We start from the raw sequence: 21,259 nt of genomic DNA on the forward strand, positions 1-21,259 counted from the left end.
GGTTGATGCCTGTAATCTCGTAGTATGCCAGAAACAGCCGCTAAGCCAGTTGGTTTGTATTTGATTTTGCGAGGCGCTTTCCAGCATGCGGAATTTGGATCGCTGCAAGCGCATCCTCTATCTCAATAAGCTTTGCCTTCGTACGTTTATAATCGTCCTGCAACCTCTGCTCCTGCTCGTTATACGCCACCAGAACGATGCATCCTTTCATGACTTTTATCGTGACCTGCTGTCCGGTATCAAAACCTGCGGCGCGTAGCCACTTGCCGGAAAGGATGATTTTTGGCGTGGATTTGTCGAAAACATTCGGGCGGTATCCCACAATTAACGAACGCTCGGTTCCGGATTGGTCTGTGTCTGGGGTAGAATGAGAGTCAGCCATAATCAACTCCTTGATAGTTGGTGAGGTTAGCTCTCGTCCGGTATTGCGAGTACCCGACGAGGGCGTTTCAATTTGAGGTTTTTGTATGCTAAGGTACGTACCTCAATGAGGTTATCTTGCTCTAGTAGGTACGTACATGTCAACAGCTAAACGCGACCCTAACAAATCTAAATCCGGAAAAGCACCAACTTTTCAGATTCGCATTACGCCGGAGTTGAAGGCACAGTTTGAAGAAGCTGCGAAAGCTGACGGAATGAGTTTGGGTAATTGGTTGAAAAGCCTAGGGCGTAAAGAAATAGCTAGGCTTGGGAAAACCCCATATTAAACGAGATACTATGTATGGCATTCAATGAAAATGAAGAATTAAATGACAATGTTATAAATTATTTAAATTATTATCTTTCTGAAAAAAATAATACAGACTATGCTGTACAACTTGTTGGACCATGGGGTAGTGGAAAAACTCACTTCATTAAAAATTGTGTTTTAGTTAATAGCAAATATAAATCCAATCCCCTTTACATTAGCTTGAATGGATTAATCACCAACGCAGAAATAACAGAGCGATTATTCTTTCAAGTACATCCAAAATTATCTTCAAAAGTATTTAAGGCAATAGGATTTTTTATTTCTAGAGTAATAAATGCTGTTGCAGGAACTGATGTTACAAAAGACACAGATGCAAAATATATAATAAAAGACTTCATTTTAAATGTAGATAAAAGAATTTTAATATTTGATGATCTAGAAAGATGTTTGATTCCAATTCAAAGTGTATTGGGCTATATAAATTCCTTTGTGGAACATAAAGCATGCAAGGTTATAATTATAGCAAGTGAAAATGATTTCACAAATGAGCAAAAAGAACAATATGTAATAATTAAAGAAAAGGTTGTAGGAAAGACGTTATCATTAACTCCTTCTATTGAACAAGTGATAGAGGTTTTTAGTCAACAAATCAATAATGAATTAGCACGTAGTTATATTAAAAAGAACAAAGATTTAATAAACGATATTATAAAAATGTCCGGCAGTGTAAATTTTAGAAGTGTAAGGGCTATATTTGATGATTATGAAAGGTTAATTTCACTTTTTTGTGATTATTTCCAAACTTCAACTATTGCTGCTGATAAATTGTTGTCCTCAATGTTAGCTCTAGGAATAGAAATTAGATCAGGGCGTATAACATATGAGGAAGTCATTGACTTACCAACAAACTCTTTAATTCATGCGTTATCTAAAACAAAAACAAATGGGGTTATTAACACTATTGATAAATATAAATCATTGGATTGGTTTGATCCAGTTATCCCATACAAAACAATTGCTTTCTTGTATTCGAGTGGAGTAATTGATATTAATAACATAAAATGTTATTTATCGCAGCATCCATTATTTATTAACGATAATGCTCGCCAATTCTGGAGAGAGTTATGGAGTTGGAGTGATCTTACTAGAACAAGATTTTTATTCGCGCAGAAAGGTCTTAAAAAACAACTTGAAAAATGTGAAATTATTGAGCCAGAAGTAATTATGCATGTTGTTGGCATAGTATTAAGTTTGGAAGAAAATAATGACATTAGTTTAACTTCAGGTGAAGATATTAAGGCTTTTTTCTATAACTATATTGATGAGATAAAAAAACGAAAATTGCTTCTGCCGAAGATTTCTTTTTTTAGCGATAATTATAGTTCAGTTTATGGCTTAGGCTTTATTTCGTCGGAAAAAAATACTTTCAAAGAGATTAGATGCTATCTGAAGGGGGCTGTTCATTATCGTTTAAATGATTCACTAAAAAAGACATATCCAGATCTGTTACATTCTTTTTCTTTAAGCACTAATAAATATTCATCTTTATATGAATATGGTATAGATGATGGCAACTATGGTGGAGTAGCTTTCTTACACTTGATACCACCCGGATATTTTTCTTATATTATTATTGATGACTGGAAGTGTAATAATAAACTAATGTCTGCTTTGCTTGCTCGATATACTAGAGACAAATATAACAAGCATTTAGAAAGCGAGTATAGTTGGCTTGAGAAAGTTGAAAAGTTAACTTATCAGATTGCTAATAAAGCTCTGGAACCTCATAAAACTCAACTAGCAAAAAACTTAAAATACTACTTTGAATTAATAAAAGGTGAGATTTCTTTCACAAGAAATAATTAGATTTTGGCGGAAGATCACAGGAGTCGAACCTGCCCGGGAACGCTGGCGTCCCCAACTGGATTTGAAGTCCAGCCACCTCACCGGAGATGACGATCTTCCGCGCCTCGATTGCTACATGGAGGCGGGGCGCATTATAGCTACTTTCAGACATTTACCACATACCCCACACCACTTTTTTCACCTCTCTTTTGACCTGAATCCCCCTGTTTCAGTTAATTCTTAAGAAAATCCTCAGGTTAGCATTTCGTGCTCATCAACTTTTATCCCGATCACAAAAAACAAGAAACGTAATCTGCTAACCAGAAAACGCAATACTCGCATCTGAAACAATGGTTTAAAACCAATGCAACCGGTCTCAGCGCCCCCTACAGCGTGAAGGATAAGAAGATGAGCGAAGTATTGTCAGTAAAAGAGAAGATTGGCTACGGCATGGGAGACGCCGCCAGCCATATCATTTTTGATAACGTCATGCTGTACATGATGTTTTTTTACACCGATATTTTCGGCATTCCCGCCGGGTTTGTCGGCACCATGTTCCTGCTGGCGCGTGCGCTGGACGCAATCTCCGACCCCTGCATGGGGCTGATTGCCGACCGCACCCGCAGCCGCTGGGGCAAGTTCCGCCCGTGGATTTTGTTCGGCGCTATCCCGTTCGGCATCGTCTGCGTGCTGGCCTACACCACGCCGGACCTCAGCCTCAACGGCAAAATGGTTTACGCCGCCATTACCTACACGCTGCTGACCCTGCTCTACACCGTGGTCAATATCCCTTACTGCGCGCTGGGCGGGGTGATCACCAACGACCCGACGCAGCGCATCTCCCTGCAATCCTGGCGCTTTGTGCTGGCGACGGCGGGCGGCATGCTCTCCACGGTGCTGATGATGCCGCTGGTAAATCTGATCGGCGGAGACGATAAAGCGTTCGGCTTCCAGGGCGGGATCGCCGTGCTGTCGGTGGTCGCGTTCCTGATGCTGGCGTTCTGCTTCTTCACCACCAAAGAGCGCATCCAGGTGCCGCCGAGCACCACCTCCATGCGTGAAGACCTGCGCGACATCTGGCACAACGACCAGTGGCGCATCGTCGGCATGCTGACCATCCTCAACATTCTCGCCGTCTGCGTGCGCGGCGGGGCGATGATGTACTACTGTACCTGGATAATGGGCTCGCCGGAGGTGTTCGTCGCGTTCCTCACCACCTACTGCGTCGGCAACCTGATCGGCTCCGCGCTGGCGAAACCGCTCACCGACTGGAAGTGCAAGGTCAGCATCTTCTGGTGGACCAACGCCGCGCTGGCCGTGGTCAGCGTCGCGATGTTCTTCGTGCCGATGCATGCCACGGTGCTGATGTTCGCTTTTATCTTCGTCATCGGCGTGCTGCACCAGCTGGTGACGCCGATTCAGTGGGTGATGATGTCCGATACCGTCGACTACGGCGAATGGACCAACGGCAAACGCCTGACCGGCATCAGCTTTGCGGGCACGCTGTTCGTGCTGAAGCTCGGCCTCGCGCTGGGCGGCGCGACAATCGGCTGGATGCTGGCCGGCGGCGGCTACGACGCGGCAGCCAGTACGCAGAACAGCACGACCATCAGCATCATTATCGGCCTGTTTACGCTGGCGCCGGCGATCTGCTACGTGCTGAGCGCCATTATCGCCAAACGCTACTACACGCTGAAAACCCCCTTCCTGACCAAAATCCTGAGCGAGCTGGCACACGGTGCGCGCCGCAATCAGCAGGAGTTTGAAAACCTGCCGACCGGCAAAGAATTACAGAACTAAGAGGACGAAAGCATGAAAATCAGTGATGGAAACTGGCTTATTCAACCGGGGCTGAACGTGACGTATCCGGTTCAGGTGTTCGACGTAGAGCGGCAGGGCAATGACCTGGTGGCGTATGTCGCCCCGCGTGACGTGCGCGAACGCACCTGGCAGCTCGACACGTTGATGTTCACGGTGCGCCTGTTTGCTCCGCAGGAAGGCATTGTCGGGGTGCGCATCGAGCACTTCCAGGGCGCGCTGAACAACGGCCCGCACTATCCGCTCAACGTGCTGAAGGACGTAGAGGTAGAGATTGAAAACAACGCCGACTTTGCCGAGCTGAAAAGCGGCAGCGTCAGCGTGCGCGTTACCAAAGGCGAGTTCTGGGCGCTGGATTTCCTGCGCAACGGCCAGCGCATGACCGGCAGCCAGCTGAAAAACAACGGTTACGTGCAGGATACCAATACCGATCGCAATTACGTGTTTGAACGTCTGGATCTGGGCGTGGGGGAAACGGTTTACGGCCTGGGCGAACGCTTTACCGCGCTGGTGCGCAACGGCCAGACGGTAGATACCTGGAACCGCGACGGCGGCACCAGCACCGAGCAGTCCTACAAAAATATCCCGTTCTACCTGACCAACCGCGGCTACGGCGTGCTGGTGAACCATCCGGAAAACGTCTCGTTTGAAATCGGCTCGGAGAAAGTATCCAAAGTGCAGTTCAGCGTGGAAGGGGAATATCTTGAGTATTTCGTGATCGACGGTCCCACGCCGAAAGAGGTGCTGAACCGCTATACGCAGTTCACCGGGCGTCCGGCGCTGCCGCCGGCGTGGTCGTTCGGCCTGTGGCTGACCACCTCGTTCACCACCAACTACGACGAAGCGACGGTAAACAGCTTCATCGACGGCATGGCCGAGCGCGACCTGCCGCTGCACGTTTTCCACTTCGACTGCTTCTGGATGAAGGCCTTCCAGTGGTGCGACTTCGAGTGGGACCCGGTGACCTTCCCGGACCCGGAAGGGATGATCCGCCGCCTGAAGGAGAAAGGGCTGAAGGTCTGCGTGTGGATTAACCCGTATATCGGCCAGAAATCGCCGGTATTTCAGGAGCTGAAAGCGAAGGGCTACCTGCTTAAGCGGCCGGACGGCTCCCTGTGGCAGTGGGACAAATGGCAGCCTGGGCTCGCGATTTACGACTTCACCAACCCGGAAGCGCGCCGGTGGTATGCCGATAAGCTGAAAGGCCTGGTGGATATCGGCGTTGACTGCTTCAAAACCGACTTTGGCGAGCGGATCCCGACGGATGTCCGGTGGTTCGACGGGTCCGATCCGCAGAAAATGCATAACCATTACGCCTACATCTACAACGAACTGGTGTGGAACGTGCTGAAAGAGACGGTGGGCGAAGAGGAGGCGGTGCTGTTTGCCCGTTCTGCCTCCGTCGGCGCGCAGCAGTTCCCGGTGCACTGGGGTGGGGACTGCTACGCCAACTACGAATCCATGGCGGAAAGCCTGCGCGGCGGGCTGTCGATTGGCCTGTCCGGCTTCGGGTTCTGGAGTCACGATATCGGCGGATTCGAAAACACCGCCCCGGCGCACGTCTACAAACGCTGGTGCGCGTTCGGGCTGCTCTCCAGCCACAGCCGCCTGCACGGCAGCAAATCCTACCGGGTGCCGTGGGCGTACGATGACGAGTCCTGCGACGTGGTGCGCTACTTCACGCAGCTGAAATGCCGGATGATGCCTTACCTGTACCGTCAGGCGGCGCTGGCTCGCGAGTGCGGTACGCCGATGCTGCGCGCGATGATGCTGGAGTTCCCGGACGATCCGGCGTGCGATTACCTTGACCGGCAGTACATGATGGGGGATTCCGTGATGGTGGCGCCGGTGTTCTCCGAGGCGGGCGACGTGCAGTTCTATCTGCCGGAAGGCCGCTGGACGCACCTGTGGCATAACGACGACGTTGAGGGCAGCCGCTGGCATAAGCAGCAGCACGATTTCCAGAGCCTGCCGGTGTATGTGCGCGACAACACGCTGCTGGCGCTGGGCAACAATAGCCAGAAACCGGACTACGCGTGGAACGAGGGGACGGCCTTCCAGCTGTTTAACCTGAGCGATGGCGCAACGGCGGTAAGCGAAGTGCCTGCGGCGGACGGTTCGGTGGTATTTACGCTGAAGGCGTCACGCCAGGGCGACACCGTGACCCTTACCGGTGCGGGTGAAGCGCGGAACTGGTCGGTATGCTTGCGCAACGTGCATAAGGTAGGCGGCGTGAAGGGCGGAACGCACGCGGGCAGCGAGTGGGGCGTGGTGGTGAAACCGGAGGGGGATGAGGTGATGGTGCACCTTTAATTCCCCCTCACCCTAACCCTCTCCCCAAAGGGGCGAGGGAATGGTTTGCTCCCTCTCCCTTTCAGGGAGAGGGCTGGGGTGAGGGTAGTGTCGATACCACACCACCCGTCATCGTCTGCTGCACCTGCTGTTTATCCATATTCACCGCGCTCAGCTTGCCGTTCACCGTTGGCTTCAAGGGCGCATTCGCCTGCACGCTACCGCTGGCGGTCATCTGAATATTGCCGTCACCCGCAATCGGCAGGGCTGGCCAGCCCCACTGCTGCAACACGCTGAGCGGCACGCCGCGCCCGTTCAGGCTAACGGTGGTCTGCCGCTGCGGCAGCTGTGAAACCGTGGCGGTCGCCTCCAGGATCCCTTTCTCGGTAAACGCGCTCAGGTCAGTAATATTCACCGTCGCGGCGTTGGCGTTCAGCGCGAGCGACGGGCGGCGCACATCGACGCGGTTAAAGGTTGCCGCCGCGCCGTTCAGGGTCGCACTGCCGCCCCATACGCCCCACTTACGGTCTTTCGCCAGCTGCAGGTTAGCGCCGTAACCGTCGAGGGAGGTGATCTGCCACGGGAAAGCAGGATCGATGTCGATCACCAGATTGCGGCTCAGGCCGAATTTTTTCAGCGTCACGCTGTTCAGCCACGCCGGCAGCGGATCCATCCACAACGTTTTCCAGTTTTCCGGAAGCGTATACTCCAGCCCGGCAACGGCGACATCATCCAGCACCAGGGCTTTACCCTCGCGCAGCCAGTTACCGGACGTGCGCACCATACCGCCTTCCCAGCGGGAGGTGAACTGGCGCAGCGCCATACCCTGCGGAGAGAATTCCGCATTCATAATCGGGTCGTACAGGTGCAGCGAGCCGTAGATAAATTCGCTGGCATTCATGGATAAGCGACCCTCCTGGCTTTGCCAGTCGCCTTTGCTCAGCGTCAGGTTGCGCAGGCTCAAATCCAGGTCGGTCACCGCCCAGTCAGGCCCCTGCAGGCGGGCATCGGTCACGTCCAGCCGCCCGATCCGTAACGAAGGCAGCGTGGCGAGAGGTGCGAAGAAATCCAGCAGCGGTTTATCGCTTTGCAGGCGGATCTCGTTCAGACGCAGGGTATTAATTACCCAGCTGCCGTCGGCGTTACGCAGGGCCGAGCCCGTAAGCGAGCCGCGCGCCATATCGGCACCGATAGTGTTCAGCGCCACCTCATTACCGTTGAGTTGCCCCTGGATCAGCACGTTGTTGGCCGGTATGCCGTTGAGGGTGAGCGAGCCGGCGCTCATCTGGATTTGCGCCTTTTTCCCCAGCACGTTCCCCGCCTCTGGCTGCCACGGGCTGACGCCGCCGGTGACCTTTTGCGCACTCAGATCCCACGCCGTATTCGGGCTGTTAAAGGCCATGTTGTTGAGCTGCAGACGGTCGGCCTGGAACGGCAGCGGTGCAGTCTGCGGCGATAAATTCAGCGTGCCATCAGACAGGGTGATGGTGTCCATATGCAGCGGGTCGGTGATTTGACGGCTGCTTAAGCCAATGTCCACCGTTTTGGCGACCAGCGTGGCCGGTTGGCCATCGCGTCCGAAGGTGACGTTTTCCAGAAGGATGTGGGAAGGGGATGAAAACCGGTGATCCATCTGGTCGAAGCTGAGCTCGTAATCGGTATTCACCGTGATCCAGCTACTAGCCTGCGACGCGCCCCAGCGGGTCTGGAGCAGAAAATAGAAGGCGAGCACTACAATAAGCAGGGCTACCAGAAGATAGATGAGCAGCTTTCCAATAAATTTCATGGTCTTCCCTCCCGCGAAACGCATATAGAGGAGTTATGCACGATTTATGCGCAATGCTCAAGGCGGGAATGGTGTAAAGAGATGTCACGGCAGGCATTGACAGCCTGCCGTGAGGAGGATCAGTTCTTTTCAGGCGGGAATACGAGGTTCAGCACGATAGCCGTGATGCCGCCCGCGGCAATGCCGGAGGAGAGCAGGTTCTTCACCCAGTCCGGGGCAAACTGCAGAATCATTGGCTGCTGGGACACGCCAAGACCCACGGCGAGAGACAGCGCGATAATCATGATTGCGCGGCGGTTCAGCGGCTCGCGTGAAACGATACGCACGCCGGAGGCGGCGATGGTGCCAAACATGACCAGCGTCGCGCCACCCAGGACCGGCTCAGGGATGTGCTGCACGAATCCGCTCACCGCCGGGAACAGGCCGAGAACGACCAGCATCAGCGCCACCACGAAGCCAACGTAGCGGCTGGCGACGCCGGTCAGCTGGATCACGCCGTTGTTCTGGCCGAAGCAGGAGTTCGGGAAGGTGTTGAACACCGCAGAGACGAAGGAGTTCAGGCCGTTTGCCAGCACGCCGCCTTTCAGGCGTTTCATATACAGCGGGCCAGACACCGGCTGCTCGGAAACGTCGGAGGTGGCAGTGATATCGCCAATGGTCTCCAGCGAGGTGATCATAAAGACCAGCATCAGCGGCAGCAGCAGGCTCCAGTCAATGCCCAGGCCGTAATAGAGCGGGGTAGGGACGGTTATCAGCGCCGCGTTCGCTGGCGCGGTGTTTTCAGGCAACATACCCAGCGCCCATGCGAGCAGGTAACCGGCCGCCATGGCGATCACCAGCGACGCAACGCGCAGGTAAGGGTTACGCTGGCGGTTAAGCAGAATAATGATCGCCAGCACGACGCCAGCCAGCAGCAGGTTTTTCGGGGCGCCAAAGGTATGGTCGCTCATTGCCGCGTAGCCGCCTCCGATGGAGGTCAGGCCCACCTGAATCAGCGACAGGCCGATAATCATCACCACCACGCCGGAGACCAGCGGGGTGATCACGCGGCGCGCCAGGTGCAGCACGCGGGAAATAATCATCTCTGTGCAGCTTGCCAGCATCAGGGTGCCGAACAGCGCTGCCATCATCGTCGGGACATCTGCGCCGCCGGTTTTCAGTGCCGTACCGCCCATGATCAGCGGCGCCACGAAGTTGAAGCTGGTGCCCTGAATCGACAATAAACCCGAACCCACCGGACCCCATGCTTTAATTTGAATAATGGAGGCCACGCCGGAAGCGAACAGAGACATACTGATGATATGTTGCGTATCCTGTGCCGGTAATCCCAGCGCCTGACAAATCAGCAGAGCAGGCGTGATGACCGCAACGAACATCGCCAGCAGGTGCTGGCAGGCGGCAAACAGGGTTTGTGGCAGCGGGGGACGATCTTCAAGGCGGTAAATCAGTTCGCTGTTTTGCTTCTGCGCAATCGGTTGCGCATCAGAAGACTCCAGAGTATTAACAGACATCGGCGGCAATCCCACGGTGGAAAAGCGGGCATTTTATCTGACCACCTGGTAAAAGCAAACGATTGCCAGCAAAAAAAAGAGAGAAAATCTGCCGGTGTGAGCAGGTTTTCTACAACGCAGAGGGAAAAAAAATTACACTTTTCGCGCCGGTGGCTCATGACGAGCATAACCCGGCCCAGGATAACGCCGCGTGTGTATGGAATACGCGCATAACAGGAGCCTCTTATGATTCATCTCGATACGTTGTCGACCCTTGTTGCCGCAACGCTGGTTCTTCTGCTTGGTCGCAAGCTGGTACACAGTGTTTCCTTTCTGAAAAAGTACACCATTCCTGAACCTGTCGCCGGCGGGTTGCTGGTGGCGCTGGCCCTGCTGGTGCTGAAAAAAAGCATGGGCTGGGAAATCGATTTTGACATGTCCCTCAAAGATCCGCTGATGCTGGCCTTCTTTGCCACTATCGGCCTCAACGCCAACCTGGCGAGCCTGCGCTCGGGCGGCAAGGTGCTGGGCGTGTTCCTGATTGTCGTGGTTGGGCTGCTGCTGATGCAAAACGCCATCGGCATCGGTATGGCGTCGTTGCTGGGGCTGGATCCGCTGATGGGTCTGCTGGCGGGCTCAATCACCCTGTCAGGCGGCCACGGCACGGGGGCGGCGTGGAGCAAGCTGTTTATCGAACGCTATGGCTTTGAAAACGCAACGGAAGTGGCGATGGCCTGCGCGACCTTTGGTCTGGTGCTTGGCGGCCTGATTGGCGGCCCGGTAGCGCGTTACCTGGTGAAGCACTCCACCACGCCGGAAGGCAGACCGGATGATGAAATGGTGCCAACGGCGTTCGAAAAACCGGACGTTGGCCGCAGCATCACCTCGCTGGTGATGATTGAAACCATCGCCATGATTGCGATCTGCCTCACCGTGGGCAAAATCGTTGCGCAATGGCTGGCGGGAACGGCCTTCGAGTTGCCAACGTTCGTTTGCGTGCTGTTTATCGGGGTGATCCTGAGCAACGGTCTGGCGCAGATGGGCTTCTACCGCGTCTTTGAACGCGCGGTGTCCGTGCTGGGTAACGTCAGTCTGTCGCTGTTCCTGGCGATGGCGCTGATGAGCCTCAAGCTGTGGGAGCTGGCGTCGCTGGCGCTGCCGATGGTGGCGATTCTGGCGGTTCAGGCCGTGTTTATGGCGCTGTATGCCATCTTTGTCACCTGGCGCATGATGGGCAAAAACTATGATGCGGCGGTACTGGCAGCGGGTCACTGTGGGTTTGGGCTGGGGGCAACGCCTACGGCCATCGCCAACATGCAGGCGATCACTGAACGATTCGGCCCGTCACACATGGCGTTTCTGGTGGTCCCGATGGTTGGCGCGTTCTTCATTGATATCGTCAACGCGCTGGTCATTAAGCTGTACCTGATGCTGCCGATGTTTGGCTGATCGTCAGGCGTTGGAATACCGTTCGGTTTCCGGCATCCAGCGCTCGATTAACGCTGCCGCCTGTTCGGGGTAGCGTTCATGAATATAGCGCGCCAGGCGCTGAACCTCGGGGATCATGGCCTGATCGCGCAGCAAATCTGCCACTTTAAACTCGGCATTACCCGTCTGACGCGTGCCCAGCAGTTCGCCCGGGCCGCGGATCTCCAGATCTTTTTGCGCAATCACGAAGCCGTCGTTGCTGTCGCGTAATACCTGCAAACGCATCTGCGCGGTTTTCGACAGCGGTGCTTTGTAGAGCAGGACGCAGTGGGAGGCGATCGCGCCACGCCCCACGCGGCCCCGCAGCTGGTGGAGCTGCGCCAGGCCCAGACGCTCCGGGTTCTCGATAATCATCAGGCTGGAGTTTGGCACGTCCACACCTACCTCGATGACCGTTGTCGCAACAAGTAAATGCAGCTCGCCCTGCTTGAACGACTGCATTACCGCCTGTTTCTCGGCGGGCTTCATGCGGCCGTGAACAAGACCGACGTTCAGCTCCGGCAGGGCGAGCTTTAGCTCTTCCCACGTGGCTTCGGCAGCCTGCGCTTCCAGAAGCTCAGACTCTTCAATCAGGGTGCAGACCCAGTACGCCTGACGGCCTTCCTGGGTGCAGGCGTTGCGCACCCGGTCAATGATGTCGCTGCGGCGCGTGCCCGGTATGGCGACCGTGGTCACCGGCGTACGGCCCGGCGGCAGTTCATCGATGGTGGAGGTATCCAGATCGGCGTAGGCCGTCATTGCCAGGGTGCGCGGGATAGGCGTGGCGGTCATGATCAGCTGATGCGGGTGGAAGCCCTGCTGCAAACCTTTCTCCCACAGCGCCAGACGCTGATGCACGCCAAAGCGGTGTTGCTCGTCGATAATGACCAGCGCCAAGCCGTTGAACTGCACCTGTTCCTGGAAAATGGCGTGCGTACCGACAACCATCTGCACCTGCCCGCTGGCTATCGCCTCCTGCTGCGCAAGGCGCGCTTTGCCCTTCTGTTTCCCGGCCAGCCAGCCCACTTCGATGCCCAGCGGCGCGAACCAGCTGCGGAAATTACTGGCGTGCTGCTCGGCAAGCAGCTCAGTCGGTGCCATCAGCGCCACCTGCCTGCCGTGGGCGATGGCGCGTAGCGCGGCCAGCGCTGCAACCAGCGTTTTACCGGAACCCACGTCGCCCTGCACCAGGCGCATCATCGGCACGTCGAGCGCCATATCGCGTTCAATCTCGGTGGTAACCCGCGCCTGTGCGCCGGTGGGTTTAAACGGGAGTGAGGCCAGCAGCTTATCTTTGAGTTCATCACGCTGGCCTAAAGGCTGAGCGTGGAAACGCTGCGCACCGGCGCGCAGTGCCAGCATGCTCAGGTTATGAGCCAGTAGCTCCTCAAGGATAAGACGCCGCTGCGCGGGGTGTTTACCGCTTTCTAAGTCTATGAGCTGAAGCGTCGGCGGCGGACGGTGCAGGGTGCGCAGCGCTTCCGGCAGGCTCATCATGCCTTGCGCCAGCTCCGGGGGCAGCAGCTCGGAAATGGCGCAGGTATCGAGCAGCTCCAGCGCCTGATCGGTGAGCTTGCGCAACGTTGCCTGCTTAACGCCCTCGGTGGTCGGATAGACCGGCGTGAGCGTCTCCTGCAGCTCTGGCGAGCTGAGATCGCCCTGTATGCGGTATTCCGGGTGGATCATCTCCGCACCGTATTTACCACGTTTGGCTTCACCGTACGCGAGCACGCGTCGGCCTGCGGCAAGGCTGTTTTTCATCGCCGCGCTGAAGTTGAAAAAGCGCATGGTGAGAATGCCGGTCCCGTCGCTGATCTGACAGGTCATCATCCTGCGTCCACCAAAGGTGATATTGCAGTTCAGCACTTCGCCTTCAACGGTGGCGTAAATCGCGGGCAGCAGATCGCCAATTTTATAAAGCTGGGTACGATCTTCGTAACGCAGGGGGAGGTGGAGCAGGAGATCCTGCACGGTGTGCAGGCCAATCTTCGCCAGTTTGCTGCTTTGTGCCGCGCCCACGCCCGTCAGGCTGTTGAGCGGGATGGCGTCCAGCAGGCGGCCTTTCATGGTTTACCCGGCGTACTGCATGGTAGACCACCACTCGGCATCGGCTTCAATTTCGCCCTGCGCGTTGACGTGGGGGTAAGGCAATTTTTTCTGCTTCGCAACGCGAGCCAGCACCGGATAGCCACCTTCAAACAGCAGGCGCTGCTGTTCATCTTCCGGCAGCATGCTGTTGCTGCGCTCGTACATGCCGGCGTTTTGACGCTGGCGCTGTGCCTCATACAGAATAAGCGCAGAGGCGACCGACACGTTCAGTGACTGGACCATGCCGATCATCGGGATGATGATGTCCCGATCTGCCAAATCCAGCGCTTCCTGGGTGATCCCCGTTTTCTCCTGACCCATCAAAATGCAGGTCGGGCGGGTGTAGTCGATCTCACGGAAATCTACGGCTTTGTCGGAGAGGTTGGTTGCCAGAACCTGCATGCCGCGCCCCTTCAGGTGCGAGACCGCTTCACCAATGGTCTGGTGAGTTTTCACGGATACCCAGCTGTTACTGCCTGCGGCAGTCGAGGCCATGGTGCGCATGCGTGCGCCCGGCCAGACGGCGTGTACTTCATGTACGCCGACGGCATCTGCGGTGCGAACGATAGCAGAGACGTTATGAGGTTTATGGACCTGCTCCATGCAGACAGTCAGATCAGGCTGACGCCTGGCGAGCATTTCGCAGATTCGCTCGTAACGTTTTGAATTCATAATGCTAGTTTCGGTTACGGGTGACTTTAATGACGTCCGGCATTACGCGGATCTTGCGCATAATATTCGCCAGATGCACGCGGTCACGGGCGGTCAGGCGAATAAAGGCGCTGTAAACGCGGCCGTCTTTCTCTTCCGTATTCAGGCTCTGAATATTGGACGAGGCCGTGTTGATCGCTGCCGTCAGGTTTGCCAGTGCGCCCTGGTGGTTGAACATATCCACCTTGATTTCGGTAATAAATTCCTGCGCCGTCTCTTTATCCCACTCGACCGCCATGAACTTCTCTGGCTCTTTCTGGTAGCCACGGATGTTACGGCAGGATTCGTGGTGGATCACCAGCCCTTTACCCGGGCTGACGTGCGCAATAATTGGGTCGCCAGGGATCGGACGGCAGCATTTGGCGAAGGTGATCAGCACCCCGTCAGCGCCTTTGATCGGCAGATGGCCATGATTTTGCGCGGTGGCAGGAACGGCTGTCGTTTCGCCTTGTTGCAGGTTCTTGGCCACCACCACGCTCATGGCGTTGCCGAGGCCGATCTCTGCCAGCAGGTCATCCAGCGAGGCGAGCTTCATGCGCTCCAGCTCATGCTGAATATTCTCTGGCGGGATCTCAGCCAGCTTGCGGCTGCCACCCAGGGCGTGGTTAAGCAGACGACGCCCCAGGCTGACGGAGTCGTCGCGCTTGAGGTTTTTCAGCAGCTGGCGGATTTTCGCACGCGCTTTAGAGCTCACGACAAAGTTCAGCCAGGCTGCGTTAGGACGGGCGCCCGGCGCGGTGATGATCTCTACCGTTTGCCCGCTGAAGAGCGGCTGAGACAGCGGATAAGGCTGTCTGTCGACGCGGGCACCCACGCAGGCATGGCCGATATCGGTATGCACGGCGTAAGCGAAGTCCACCGGTGTCGCACCCGCAGGCAGTTCGACAATGCGCCCTTCAGGTGTGAAAACGTAAATCTCATCCGGGAAGAGATCGGATTTAACGCTCTCGATAAATTCAAACGAGCTGCCTGCGCTTTGCTGTAGCTCCAGCAGGCTCTGCATCCAGCGCTGAGCGCGGATTTGCGCGGTAGTGCTGCTTTCGCCACCGTGCTCTTTATAAGCCCAGTGTGCCGCGACGCCCATCTCCGCCATCTGATCCATGTCTTCGGTACGAATTTGCACCTCAACCGGAACGCCGTGCGGGCCAATCATCGAGGTGTGCAAAGACTGGTATCCGTTCGCTTTTGGAATGGCGATGTAATCTTTGACGCGCCCCGGACGTGGCTTGTACAGGCTATGCATCTGCCCCAGCACGCGGTAGCAGGTGTCCGAGTCGTGGACGATTACGCGGAATGCGTAAATATCCATGATCGAGTGAAAACGCTGCTCTTTGAGCACCATTTTGCAGTAGATAGAGTACAAATGTTTTTCGCGACCGCTGACGCGGCACGGAATGCCGGCTTCCTGCAAGCGCCCTTCGATTTCAGAGAGGATTTTTTGAATCATCTCTTTACGGTTGCCTCGTGCGGCTTTCACCACCTCTTTAATCACGCGATAGCGGTTTGGGTATAACGCTTCAAAACCCAGCTCTTCCAGCTCGGTTTTAATGTGGTGAATACCTAAACGGTGCGCCAGCGGACTGTAGATTTCGAGGGTTTCACGGGCGATGCGGCGACGTTTATCCGGGCGAAGTGAGCCCAGCGTGCGCATGTTGTGGGTACGGTCAGCGAGCTTGATGAGAATGACGCGGATATCCTGCACCATCGCCATGATCATCTTGCGAAAGTTTTCGGCTTGCGCCTCTTTCTTGTCGCGGAATTTCAGCTTATCAAGCTTAGAGACCCCCTCCACCAGCTCGGCAACGCTTTTGCCAAACAGCTGTTCCATATCCTGGTATGTGGCAGGGGTATCTTCGATCACGTCATGCAGCAGGGCGGCCATCAGCGTTTCGTAGTCGAGTTTCATCTCGGCCAGAATGCAGGCCACCGCCACCGGGTGCGTGATGTAGGGTTCACCGCTTGAACGTGTCTGGCCCTCGTGAGCGTCACGTGCAACGAGATACGCCTGCTGAAGACGCTTAATCTGGTCTTCAGGCAGGTAGGTTTGAATCAGTTGATTCAGGCTTTCAAACAGATACAAGGGCGACCCGCAGGTTTAATTAACGACGACCTTCAGCAATGGCGGTTACGGCCTGCAGTTCTGCGGCTTCCTGCTCTTGCTGCTCCTGGCGCTCACGCACGTCGAGGATCTGGTTGTTGATCAGACCTTCTTCGATTTCGCGAAGTGCAATAACGGTGGTTTTATCGTTTTCTTCCGGTACCAGCGGATCTTTACCGCCTACCTGCATCTGACGAGCGCGACGCGCGGCGACCAGTACCAGGTCAAAACGGTTACCAATTTTCTCTACAGCGTCCTGAACAGTTACGCGTGCCATACTTAAAATGCTCCACAGGTGAAGAAATGACTGGGCATGATACTGAAAGTGGGTTCAGTCTGCCAACAGTTTGGTGATTAATGCGTCATGTCGCTGCTTCTGGCGGCTCATACGCAGACGTTCTGCGCGAAGGATAGTTTTGAGATCGCTCAGCGCGGCATCAAAATCATCATTCACAATAAGGTAATCATATTCCGCGTAATGACTCATTTCTGCAACAGCCTGTGCCATACGCTTCGCGATAACTTCTTCGCTGTCCTGACCGCGGCCACGCAGGCGGCGATCCAGTTCATCTTTCGATGGCGGTAAAATAAAGATACTGCGCGAATCAGGCATTTTCTTACGAATTTGCTGCGCGCCCTGCCAGTCGATATCCAGGAACACGTTCACGCCCGTAGCCAGAACCTGCTCAATGGTTTCACGCGAGGTTCCGTAGTAGTTACCGAAAACTTCCGCGTGTTCAAGAAACGCGTCTCTGGCAATCATCGCTCTGAATTCGTCGTGATTTACAAAGAAATAGTGTTCACCGTGCACCTCACCCGGACGCGGTGCCCGCGTGGTGTGAGAAACAGAAACCTGTGTATCGTACAGCGGTTGGGTTTTTAACAGTGCCTGAATAAGGCTGGATTTACCCGCGCCACTAGGGGCAGAAACAATATAAAGCGTGCCTTGAGCCATGAGAGTCTTTTGTATGTGTTAGCGAAGAAGTCCTACATACGGGCTTATTATACACGTCGCCGCTGTGTGACGTAGCCTTTGTCACACTTTTTCCCCTGGATTATTGATTTTTGCGTGCCGTTTTCAGGTTTTATCTGCGTTTTGCAGCAATAAAAATAAACGCTGGATAACGCCTCGCAAAGCGTAACGTTGCCATTCGCGTAGTTTTCAACGCCGGGTTATACCTCCTCCAACGCAAAGGAGGGGTAATGATGTGGCGATGGATAAGCGGGTTAGCGCTGTTGTGGTGTGGCACCGGGTCAGCGGTGTGCCCGGTATGGTCGCAGGCAAAAGCAGAGAAGGAAATTGCAGCGTTGAGCGCGCAGATCAAACGCTGGGACGATGCTTACTGGAAGCAGGGAAAAAGTGACGTTGATGACGGCGTGTACGACCAGCTTAACGCGCGGTTGAATCAGTGGCAGCACTGTTTTGGTCATGCCTCTGCCGGGGAGAAGCTGCCCCCTCTTACGGGCAGTGTGAAACACCCGGTTGCGCATACGGGCGTGCATAAGGTTGCCGGTAAGGCTGAGCTCGGCCGGTGGATGCAAGCCCGGCAGCATCTCTGGATGCAGCCCAAGGTGGATGGCGTGGCTGTGACGCTGGTGTACCAGAGCGGGAAGCTTGCCCGGGCCATTAGCCGTGGCAACGGTGTAAAAGGCGAAGACTGGACGGCGCAGGTTCGCTCGATCCCCTCTGTTCCGCAAAACCTGTCCGGCCCCCTGGCAAACAGCGTCTTACAGGGCGAACTGTTCTGGATCCGTGAAAACCACATCCAGCGTCAGATGGGGGGAATGAACATGCGGGCAAAAGTGGCGGGCGCCATGATGCGTCAAAACGATAGCGCGCTGCTCAGACAAATAGGCGTGTTTATCTGGGCCTGGCCGGATGGACCGAAAGAGATGCAGGCCTCTCTGGATGCGTTGTCAAAAGCCGGGTTCGCCCTGACGGCGCGTTATACGCTGCCCGCCGCGTCTGTGGATGCGGTCGAAGCGCAGCGTTCAGCATGGCATACAGCAGCACTGCCCTTTGCCACGGACGGCATTGTGGTGCGCTCAGCGGATGAACCCGCGGGCGACGGTTGGTTGCCCGGTGAAGGGCGCTGGGTTGTCGCATGGAAATATACGCCTGTCGCTCAGGTTGCTGAGGTGCGAGGGATACAGTTTGGCGTCGGGCGAACGGGTAAGGTGTCCGTGGTAGCCGAGCTGGATCCGGTAAAGCTTGATGATAAACAGGTGCGGCGGGTGAGCCTGGGGTCGGTTGCCCGCTGGCAGCGGCTGGACGTTGTTCCCGGCGATCAGGTTCTGATAAGCCTTGCCGGACAGGGGATCCCCCGGTTCGATCGGGTTGTCTGGCGGGGAGCGGACAGGAAAAAACCGGAACCTCCGGCCCCGCAGTACCATTCACTGACCTGTTTTTATGCCTCACCGGCGTGTATGGAGCAGTTCTTTGCCCGGCTGACGTGGCTTAGCTCGAAGCAGGGGCTGGGGATCGAGGGGTTAGGCGAGGCGGGCTGGCGGACGCTTCATCAGACGCATCGTTTCGAGCATATTTTTTCGTGGTTAACACTGACGCAGGAACAGCTACAGTCCACGCCGGGCTTTTCCGCCGGGCGCGGGCTATCGCTCTGGCATCGTTTTAATCGGGTGCGCAAACAACCCTTTATTCGCTGGGTCACAGCGATGGGGATCCCGCTGACAAAAGCCACGCTGAATGCGGTTGGGGCGGCGTCGTGGCAGGCGCTTAATCAGCGGAGCACCGCTGACTGGCAGGCTTTGCCGGGAACAGGTGAAGAGAAGGCGCAGCAGATCGTGAGCTGGCTGCATGCGCCTCCCGTTGACGGTCTGGCAAGGTGGCTGGCTGAGCAGCACATTAACGGGTTCTGAATTTAATGCGCGTTGTGCTTGTAGTGAAAAACGGGCAGGCCGAGCTTCAGGCGCAACGCGAGCATACGCGCGGTAAACCCAAACAGCAGCGTGGAGATAACCACCACGTCGTGATTGGTTACATAGTGCTGTAAGGCAACATAGAGCACCGCGGCGGCAAAGGAGATGCCAGCATACAGCTCCTTCTGAAAGACCAGAGGAATGCGTTTGCAGAACATATCGCGCAGCACGCCGCCAAACACGCCCGTTATTACGGCTGCGATGGTGGCGATCACCGGGCCTTCCCCCATATCGAGCGCGATTTGCGCGCCAATAATAGAAAAGACGATAAGCCCAAGCGCATCCAGCACCAGGAACAGGCGGCGCAGGTGAGGCATGACGGGTGCCACGATGGTGGTCAATACGGCGGCAGTCGCGACGATAATGACGTATTCAGGGTTTTTGACCCAGCCGAGCGGATAATGACCAAGCAGGATATCGCGCACGGACCCGCCGCCCAGCGCGGTGGCAGTGGCAATAATGATCACGCCGAAGGTATCCATACGGCGACGTCCGGCGGCGAGCGCGCCGGTCATGGCTTCTGCGGTAATGCCAATAAGATAAAGAACGTGAAGCAGCATAAAACCTCCGGTATGAAGGCGTGGAGGTTAGCGATTTGTGCGTAAGATCACGATTGAAATTTTCTAAAGTGATTCATTTCGGATAAGAAATAATAATGAGCAGGTGTAATATTTTGTAAGTTTAATGCATTGTTTTTATTAGATAAATTATTGAGATTCATCTGGGTTGTTAGCAGCGCAAGGTTGGGTTTAACCTTAAAAAAGCTAAAGCGTGAAAGCAGTCCGTTGCAGCATTCTGCTGCGCAGGGTTTGGCGAGATCGTAACATGCTCAAGAAAAGCCCTGTAAGGGCACTTACTTTACCGACGATTATTCTTTATAACAAAATAGTCGATATTGCGTTTATAAAATAAATAAATGACAAAATTGAGCAACATTAAAAACAAATATTTAAATATTGATTTTGTGAATTATTTATAACGTTTTATTGCATTAAAAAAATGTTTTAGACAAAATATGCGCCCTTTTTGATTAAAAAACATCCTAATGGTTAAGTGTTTGATTAAATATCTTATTTTTGCAGCTGCACTAACGAGCACCAGTGTTTACGCGGTGAATTGCCAGCGTGCCGTTACTCCGCTCCAGAATACGGTCTGTAATAATGCTAATCTTCACTGGCTGGATGACACCATGACCAACGTCTACCGGGCGATGCTGGTCGCTCGCGATGCCGGTCGGGTGCATCAGGAGTTTGAGGAGTGGGAAAAATCGCTCGGTGAGTGCGCCTCGGACGACTGCATTGAGCGGGCCTACTATAGCGGAATCAGCCGGATAGCCGACGTGCCGTCTGGCTTCTCCTGGGAGGGGCGCTGGTGGAATACCAGTGCGGCCAACGTCAGCGGTGGGGTGATCCAGTTCAGCCATAGCGCGGACTGGTCCATCGTCGCCGATATACGCATCTGGGCGGGACTGAATAAAGATGAGTTCACCGCCGAAGCCCGAAAAATAAACGGCATGGTGCTGATCGATAATATGGTCGATAGCAAACATTGTAAGGTGCTATTTATTCCGCGAATTAGCGGCGCAATACAGGCCTACAGCAACGCGGACTGGGGCTGTCGCCTCTTAATGCCGAGCGGGGCATTTATCGATGGGCGCTACCTGAAGTCAGAGCAGGATCCGCGGCCGAAAGCGACGCTGCGTACCCTGGAAATCTTCCCAAATGCGGAGGTGGACGAACGTTTCCGCGCGCTGGTGGGTGACGATTATCAAAAATTCGTTGATACCGCTAATATCTATATTTATCAGGATGATATGGATAACGTTGGCGCAACGGTGGTATCAATGTGGGTCCGCGGTGCCGCGAATACCCGTACGGCAATCATTATGTACACCGCCCACGACATCTGGGCGGCGCGGATCGAACCGAACGGCAAAGGTAAGCTAACGTTTTCTTACTTCAGTACCCAGGGCAACGACGCCGTCAAAATGCCGCGTACCCTGGCGGAGTGGAAGCTGCGTTATTTGGCGCAATAAA

16 protein-coding genes and 1 tRNA gene are annotated in these 21,259 nt (G+C 54.8%); 7 read left to right on the plus strand and 10 right to left on the minus strand.

Annotation, left to right across the window (positions count from 1 at the left end; translation table 11 throughout):
• Nucleotides 1-40: 40 nt before the first annotated feature.
• Nucleotides 41-382 (minus strand): SymE family type I addiction module toxin, encoded by a 342-nt coding sequence (locus tag MOQ06_RS18585; RefSeq protein ID WP_242174353.1) that lies wholly within the window; start codon nt 380-382, stop codon nt 41-43.
• 136 nt (nt 383-518) lie between these two features.
• Here MOQ06_RS18585 and MOQ06_RS18590 point away from each other — a divergent pair, with 136 nt between their 5' ends.
• Nucleotides 519-707 carry a toxin-antitoxin system HicB family antitoxin gene (locus MOQ06_RS18590; RefSeq protein WP_075550043.1) on the plus strand — a complete coding sequence of 63 codons (189 nt, stop codon included), beginning with the start codon at nt 519-521 and terminating at the stop codon, nt 705-707.
• Between the two features lie 14 nt (nt 708-721).
• Entirely contained in the window at nt 722-2,557 is a 1,836-nt protein-coding gene (locus MOQ06_RS18595; protein WP_242174356.1) for a P-loop NTPase fold protein, read from the plus strand.
• Between the two features lie 4 nt (nt 2,558-2,561).
• On the opposite strand, the gene MOQ06_RS18600 is transcribed toward MOQ06_RS18595, so the two are convergent.
• Nucleotides 2,562-2,656: transfer RNA gene (locus MOQ06_RS18600), tRNA-Sec, on the minus strand.
• A 288-nt stretch (nt 2,657-2,944) separates the two neighbouring features.
• Between MOQ06_RS18600 and MOQ06_RS18605 the strand changes: the two genes are divergently transcribed.
• Nucleotides 2,945-4,336 (plus strand): glycoside-pentoside-hexuronide family transporter, encoded by a 1,392-nt coding sequence (locus MOQ06_RS18605; RefSeq protein WP_242174359.1) that lies wholly within the window; start codon nt 2,945-2,947, stop codon nt 4,334-4,336.
• Nucleotides 4,337-4,348: 12 nt separating this feature from the next.
• Nucleotides 4,349-6,667 carry an alpha-xylosidase gene (gene yicI, locus MOQ06_RS18610; RefSeq protein WP_242174362.1) on the plus strand — a complete coding sequence of 773 codons (2,319 nt, stop codon included), beginning with the start codon at nt 4,349-4,351 and terminating at the stop codon, nt 6,665-6,667.
• 61 nt (nt 6,668-6,728) lie between these two features.
• Here the strand turns inward: yicI and MOQ06_RS18615 are convergent, their stop codons facing one another.
• A complete protein-coding gene (locus tag MOQ06_RS18615) occupies nt 6,729-8,432 on the minus strand; it encodes an AsmA family protein (protein WP_242174364.1) in 1,704 nt (567 codons plus the stop codon).
• Nucleotides 8,433-8,551: 119 nt separating this feature from the next.
• On the minus strand, nt 8,552-9,943 hold the full coding sequence (xanP, locus tag MOQ06_RS18620) for a xanthine/proton symporter XanP (RefSeq protein ID WP_148420438.1): 1,392 nt from the start codon (nt 9,941-9,943) through the stop codon (nt 8,552-8,554).
• Between the two features lie 225 nt (nt 9,944-10,168).
• Between xanP and gltS the strand changes: the two genes are divergently transcribed.
• Nucleotides 10,169-11,371 (plus strand): sodium/glutamate symporter, encoded by a 1,203-nt coding sequence (gene gltS / locus MOQ06_RS18625; protein ID WP_006812438.1) that lies wholly within the window; start codon nt 10,169-10,171, stop codon nt 11,369-11,371.
• A gap of 3 nt (nt 11,372-11,374) precedes the next feature.
• On the opposite strand, the gene recG is transcribed toward gltS, so the two are convergent.
• From recG to gmk, 5 genes are read right to left on the minus strand one after another with little or no spacing between them, the layout of a single operon-like run.
• On the minus strand, nt 11,375-13,456 hold the full coding sequence (gene recG / locus MOQ06_RS18630) for an ATP-dependent DNA helicase RecG (RefSeq protein ID WP_242174366.1): 2,082 nt from the start codon (nt 13,454-13,456) through the stop codon (nt 11,375-11,377).
• A 3-nt stretch (nt 13,457-13,459) separates the two neighbouring features.
• Nucleotides 13,460-14,149: a tRNA (guanosine(18)-2'-O)-methyltransferase TrmH gene (trmH, locus tag MOQ06_RS18635; protein WP_148420440.1), complete on the minus strand. Its 690-nt coding sequence runs from the start codon at nt 14,147-14,149 to the stop codon at nt 13,460-13,462.
• A 4-nt stretch (nt 14,150-14,153) separates the two neighbouring features.
• Entirely contained in the window at nt 14,154-16,268 is a 2,115-nt protein-coding gene (gene spoT, locus MOQ06_RS18640; RefSeq protein WP_148420441.1) for a bifunctional GTP diphosphokinase/guanosine-3',5'-bis pyrophosphate 3'-pyrophosphohydrolase, read from the minus strand.
• A gap of 19 nt (nt 16,269-16,287) precedes the next feature.
• Nucleotides 16,288-16,563 (minus strand): DNA-directed RNA polymerase subunit omega, encoded by a 276-nt coding sequence (rpoZ, locus tag MOQ06_RS18645; RefSeq protein WP_000135058.1) that lies wholly within the window; start codon nt 16,561-16,563, stop codon nt 16,288-16,290.
• A 54-nt stretch (nt 16,564-16,617) separates the two neighbouring features.
• Nucleotides 16,618-17,241 (minus strand): guanylate kinase, encoded by a 624-nt coding sequence (gmk, locus tag MOQ06_RS18650; protein ID WP_148420442.1) that lies wholly within the window; start codon nt 17,239-17,241, stop codon nt 16,618-16,620.
• A gap of 251 nt (nt 17,242-17,492) precedes the next feature.
• On the opposite strand from gmk, the gene ligB reads away from it, so the two are divergent.
• Nucleotides 17,493-19,163 carry an NAD-dependent DNA ligase LigB gene (gene ligB, locus MOQ06_RS18655; protein ID WP_242174453.1) on the plus strand — a complete coding sequence of 557 codons (1,671 nt, stop codon included), beginning with the start codon at nt 17,493-17,495 and terminating at the stop codon, nt 19,161-19,163.
• Nucleotides 19,164-19,165: 2 nt separating this feature from the next.
• On the opposite strand, the gene MOQ06_RS18660 is transcribed toward ligB, so the two are convergent.
• The gene (locus MOQ06_RS18660) at nt 19,166-19,783 is read right to left on the minus strand and encodes a trimeric intracellular cation channel family protein (RefSeq protein WP_131637232.1); all 618 of its coding nucleotides are present in this window, start codon (nt 19,781-19,783) and stop codon (nt 19,166-19,168) included.
• A gap of 629 nt (nt 19,784-20,412) precedes the next feature.
• Between MOQ06_RS18660 and MOQ06_RS18665 the strand changes: the two genes are divergently transcribed.
• Complete coding sequence (locus tag MOQ06_RS18665) at nt 20,413-21,258, plus strand: hypothetical protein (RefSeq protein ID WP_227009609.1); 846 nt, start codon at nt 20,413-20,415, stop codon at nt 21,256-21,258.
• Nucleotide 21,259 lies beyond the last annotated feature (1 nt).

Source organism: Enterobacter sp. I4 (assembly GCF_022669095.1).
GTDB classification, from domain to species: domain Bacteria; phylum Pseudomonadota; class Gammaproteobacteria; order Enterobacterales; family Enterobacteriaceae; genus Enterobacter; species Enterobacter pasteurii.

Coding starts and splice junctions, on each gene's coding strand:
- MOQ06_RS18585 (WP_242174353.1), bottom strand. CDS start 382: ATGGCTGACTCTCATTCTACCCCAGACACAGACCAATCCGGAACCGAG.
- MOQ06_RS18590 (WP_075550043.1), top strand. CDS start 519: ATGTCAACAGCTAAACGCGACCCTAACAAATCTAAATCCGGAAAAGCA.
- MOQ06_RS18595 (WP_242174356.1), top strand. CDS start 722: ATGGCATTCAATGAAAATGAAGAATTAAATGACAATGTTATAAATTAT.
- MOQ06_RS18605 (WP_242174359.1), top strand. CDS start 2,945: ATGAGCGAAGTATTGTCAGTAAAAGAGAAGATTGGCTACGGCATGGGA.
- yicI (WP_242174362.1), top strand. CDS start 4,349: ATGAAAATCAGTGATGGAAACTGGCTTATTCAACCGGGGCTGAACGTG.
- MOQ06_RS18615 (WP_242174364.1), bottom strand. CDS start 8,432: ATGAAATTTATTGGAAAGCTGCTCATCTATCTTCTGGTAGCCCTGCTT.
- xanP (WP_148420438.1), bottom strand. CDS start 9,943: ATGTCTGTTAATACTCTGGAGTCTTCTGATGCGCAACCGATTGCGCAG.
- gltS (WP_006812438.1), top strand. CDS start 10,169: ATGATTCATCTCGATACGTTGTCGACCCTTGTTGCCGCAACGCTGGTT.
- recG (WP_242174366.1), bottom strand. CDS start 13,456: ATGAAAGGCCGCCTGCTGGACGCCATCCCGCTCAACAGCCTGACGGGC.
- trmH (WP_148420440.1), bottom strand. CDS start 14,149: ATGAATTCAAAACGTTACGAGCGAATCTGCGAAATGCTCGCCAGGCGT.
- rpoZ (WP_000135058.1), bottom strand. CDS start 16,563: ATGGCACGCGTAACTGTTCAGGACGCTGTAGAGAAAATTGGTAACCGT.
- gmk (WP_148420442.1), bottom strand. CDS start 17,241: ATGGCTCAAGGCACGCTTTATATTGTTTCTGCCCCTAGTGGCGCGGGT.
- ligB (WP_242174453.1), top strand. CDS start 17,493: ATGTGGCGATGGATAAGCGGGTTAGCGCTGTTGTGGTGTGGCACCGGG.
- MOQ06_RS18660 (WP_131637232.1), bottom strand. CDS start 19,783: ATGCTGCTTCACGTTCTTTATCTTATTGGCATTACCGCAGAAGCCATG.
- MOQ06_RS18665 (WP_227009609.1), top strand. CDS start 20,413: ATGACCAACGTCTACCGGGCGATGCTGGTCGCTCGCGATGCCGGTCGG.